The sequence below is a fragment of the Rhizobacter sp. P1_G5 genome, from assembly GCF_056405435.1.
The window spans coordinates 1-3420 of sequence record NZ_JBFUCB010000629.1; the positions used below are offsets into that span (position 1 = coordinate 1).

4 protein-coding genes are annotated in these 3420 nt (G+C 67.9%); 1 reads left to right on the plus strand and 3 read right to left on the minus strand.

All coding sequences use genetic code 11. The features are described 5' to 3' along the window. The 3 genes from AC1D12_RS28390 to AC1D12_RS28400 form a co-directional block, all read right to left on the minus strand. Positions 1-377, minus strand: a 377-nt coding sequence (locus tag AC1D12_RS28390) for a carbohydrate ABC transporter permease (RefSeq protein ID WP_477844436.1), incomplete at its 3' end; no start/stop codon positions are given. A 69-nt stretch (positions 378-446) separates the two neighbouring features. Continuing rightward, entirely contained in the window at positions 447-1763 is a 1317-nt protein-coding gene (locus AC1D12_RS28395; RefSeq protein WP_465111849.1) for an ABC transporter substrate-binding protein, read from the minus strand. Positions 1764-1822: 59 nt separating this feature from the next. Continuing rightward, positions 1823-2896, minus strand: a complete 1074-nt coding sequence (locus AC1D12_RS28400; RefSeq protein WP_047504504.1) for an ABC transporter ATP-binding protein — start codon at positions 2894-2896, stop codon at positions 1823-1825. Between the two features lie 150 nt (positions 2897-3046). Between AC1D12_RS28400 and AC1D12_RS28405 the strand changes: the two genes are divergently transcribed. Next, a partial coding sequence (locus AC1D12_RS28405; RefSeq protein WP_477844434.1) for an NAD-dependent epimerase/dehydratase family protein occupies positions 3047-3420 on the plus strand: 374 nt, incomplete at its 3' end.

Below are 3420 nucleotides of genomic sequence, written 5' to 3' on the forward strand. Positions count from 1 at the left end.
AGCTTCATCAGCACCCAGCTCAGCACCGAGAACTGCGCGTCGTAGATCCACCAGAACGCGATCGCCGACAACGCCGTCGGCACGATCCACGGCAGCAGCACCACCGCACGGAAGAACGACTTGAACGGCAGGTTCTTGTTCAGCAGCACCGCGAGCCACAGCCCGAGCACGAACTTCAGGATGCTCGCGATCACCGTGTAGAAGAGCGTGTTGAACAGCGCCAGCCGCGCGACGCTGTCACCCACCAGGAACTCGAAGTTCTCGGTGCCGATCCACGAGCCGCCCCGCCCGATCTTCGCGTCGGTGAAGCCCAGCCAGGTGCCCAGGCCGAGCGGGTAGGTCAGGAACACCAGCAACAGCATCGCGGCCGGCAGCATGAAGGCCAGGCCGAGGGCGTTGCGGCTGTTCTGGAGGCGCTCGAGAAGCTTCACGGGCAGGCCTCTCGATCAGACCTTGTAGTAGCGCTCGGCCCGCTTCTGCGCCCGCTCCATGGCCTCCTTCGGCGTCTTCGAGCCGCTGCCCGCCTCGGCCACCATGTTCGGCACGATGAAATCCGCCAGCGCCCCGGCCGAGGCATAGCCCAGCTTGCCCGCATAGCCCGCCGGCCGCAGGTTCTTCACGCTGTCGCGGTAGGGCGTGTGCTTCGGGTCGACCGTCCACACCGTGTTCTTCTCGTAGGCGCGCAGCGGCTGCGCGATGTAGCCGCCGGCCCCCTGCAGCCACGGGTCGAACTGCTCCTGCTCCATCATGAAGCGCATGAACTCCTTGGCCGCCTGCGGGTACTTCGTGTACTTGAAGATCATCTGGTTGAAGAACAGGTGGTTCTCGGTCGGCACGCCCACCGGGCCCACCGGGAAGGCCGCGTGGTTGATGTCGGCCGCCATCTCCTTGAGCTTCGGGTCGGGCGAGTTCTTGGCCGCGTAGTAGATCGAGATGCCGTTGTTGGTGATGCTGATCTGCCCGTCGAGGAAGGCCTTGTTGTTGTTCGGGTCCAGCCACGACAGCGTGCCCGGCACGAAGCTCGAATACAGCTCCTTCGCGTACTCCAGCGCCTTCAGCGTGGCCGGGCTGTCCAGCGTCACCTTGTTGTCCTTGTCGACCAGCGCGCCGCCGAAGGCCCACAGCAGCCAGTGGCACCAGGCGCTGTCGCCGGTCGCGTTGCCCAGCGCCATGCCGCCCGGCGTGCCCTTGGCGGCCAGCGCCTTGTAGAGCTTCAGGAAGCCGTCGGTGTCCTTCGGCATGGTTTCGAAGCCGGCCGCCTTCATCTGGCTCTCGCGGTACACCACCAGCGAGCCGGTCGCCCCGAGCGCGACACCGATCCACTTCTTGCCGTCGGGCCTCAGGAAGGCCTCGCAGGCCGGGTACCAGCCGCCGTATTTCTTGCCGAGGTACTCGCACAGGTCGGTCACGTCGAGCAGCTTGTCGGGGTACAGGTTCGCGTCGTCGTTGGTCGACAGGATGATGTCGGGCCCGGCGCCGGTGTTGGCCGCGACGGCCGCCTTCGGCCGCACGTCTTCCCAGCCCTCGTTGTCGACACGCACCTCGATGCCGGTCTTCTCGGTGAAGCGCTTGACGTTCACCATGTACGCATCGATGTCGCCCTGCACGAAGCGGCTCCAGCGCAGCACGCGCAACTTGGCGCCCTTCTCGGGCTTGTAGGCAAGCGTCTGCGCGCCGGCCTCGGGCGTCCACAGTGCGCCCGTTCCGAGCGTGGCGATGCCCGCAGTCCCTTCCAGAAACTTGCGGCGATTGAACTCAGTCATCGTTGTCTCCTGTCAAGTTGTGAAGCGATGCACTGCGGCACCGTGAAGGAATCAGGCCATCAGGCGGCCAATCGCTTGCCGCTGCCGGCGTCGAACAGGTGCGCGCGGCCGAGGTCGGGCTGCAGGTGGATGGTCGCGCCGGGTTCGAAGCTGTGCCGCTCGTGGAACACCACCGACACCTCGGTGCCCTGGTGCCGGCAGGCGACGAAGGTGTCGGCACCGGTCGGCTCCACCACCACCACCTGCGACGGGATGCCGCCGCTGTCGCCGAGCGCCAGGTGCTCCGGCCGCGTGCCGAAGATCACCGGCTGGCCGTCCTCGCCCACCGCGCGCGTCGGTGCGTTCATCTGCGTGCCGTCGGCCAGCTCCACCTGCAGCAGGCCGGCCCGGCGGCGCAGCGTGCCGGGCAGGAAGTTCATCGACGGCGAGCCGATGAAGCCGGCCACGAACAGGTTGGCCGGGAAGTCGTACAGCGTCAGCGGGCTGCCGGTCTGCTCGATGCGGCCGTCGCGCATCACGACGATCTGGTCGGCCATCGTCATCGCCTCGATCTGGTCGTGCGTGACGTAGACCGAGGTGGTCTTCAGGCGCTGGTGCAGTTCCTTGATCTCGCTGCGCATCGCGACGCGCAGCTTCGCGTCGAGGTTGGACAGCGGCTCGTCGAACAGGAACACCTGCGGGTCGCGCACGATCGCGCGGCCCATCGCGACGCGCTGCCGCTGCCCGCCGGAGAGCTGGCGCGGGTAGCGGTCGAGCAGCTCGCTCAGCCCGAGGATGCCGGCCGCGCGCGCCACCTTCTCGTCGGCCACCGCCTTGTCCTGCTTCGCGAGCATCAGCGAGAAGGCCATGTTGTCGCGCACCGTCATGTGCGGGTACAGCGCGTAGTTCTGGAACACCATCGCGATGTCGCGCTGCTTGGGCGGCAGCTCGTTGACGCGGCGTGCGCCGATGCGGATCTCGCCGTCGGAGATTTCCTCGAGCCCCGCGATCATGCGCAGCAGCGTCGACTTGCCGCAGCCCGAGGGGCCGACCAGCACGGTGAACGCGCCGTCGGCGATCTCGATGTCCACGCCGTGCAGCACCTGCACCGAGCCGAAGCGCTTCTTCACCGACTGGATCGTCACACTCGCCATGCGTCATGCCTCGTGTCATGCCTGAAGGGGCAGGCGGTTGTATGACGACACCAATGACCCTGTCAATCGGCGCTGCCCCTGCTCGCGACAACCCGCGGTGCGCGCATGATGGGCCGGCGCCGAGCCCGTGTGCTCGACGGGAGGCACCCCATGAAACTGCTGATCACCGGCGGGGCCGGCTTCGTCGGCACGCGCCTGGCCCGGGCGCTGTTGTCGCGCGGCACGCTGAACGGGCGACGCATCGAGACGCTGGTGCTGGCCGACCAGGCCGCGCCCCGCGCCGAGTTGCTGGCCGATGCACGCGTGAAGGCGCGCACCGGGCCCTTGCTGGCGCAGTGCGCTGCGCTGCGCGACGAGCCGTTCGACGGCGTGTTCCACCTGGCGTCGGCGGTGTCGGGCGAATGCGAGGCCGATTTCGAGCTCGGCCTGCGCTCGAACCTCGACACCACGCGCGCGCTGTTCGATGCGCTGCGCGCGACGGTGCAGCAGGGCGCGCCGGTGCCGCGGCTGGTGTTCTCCAGTTC

Excerpts from the sequence above, each read along its gene's own strand:
- AC1D12_RS28395 (WP_465111849.1), bottom strand. The coding sequence starts at position 1,763 with ATGACTGAGTTCAATCGCCGCAAGTTTCTGGAAGGGACTGCGGGCATC.
- AC1D12_RS28400 (WP_047504504.1), bottom strand. The coding sequence starts at position 2,896 with ATGGCGAGTGTGACGATCCAGTCGGTGAAGAAGCGCTTCGGCTCGGTG.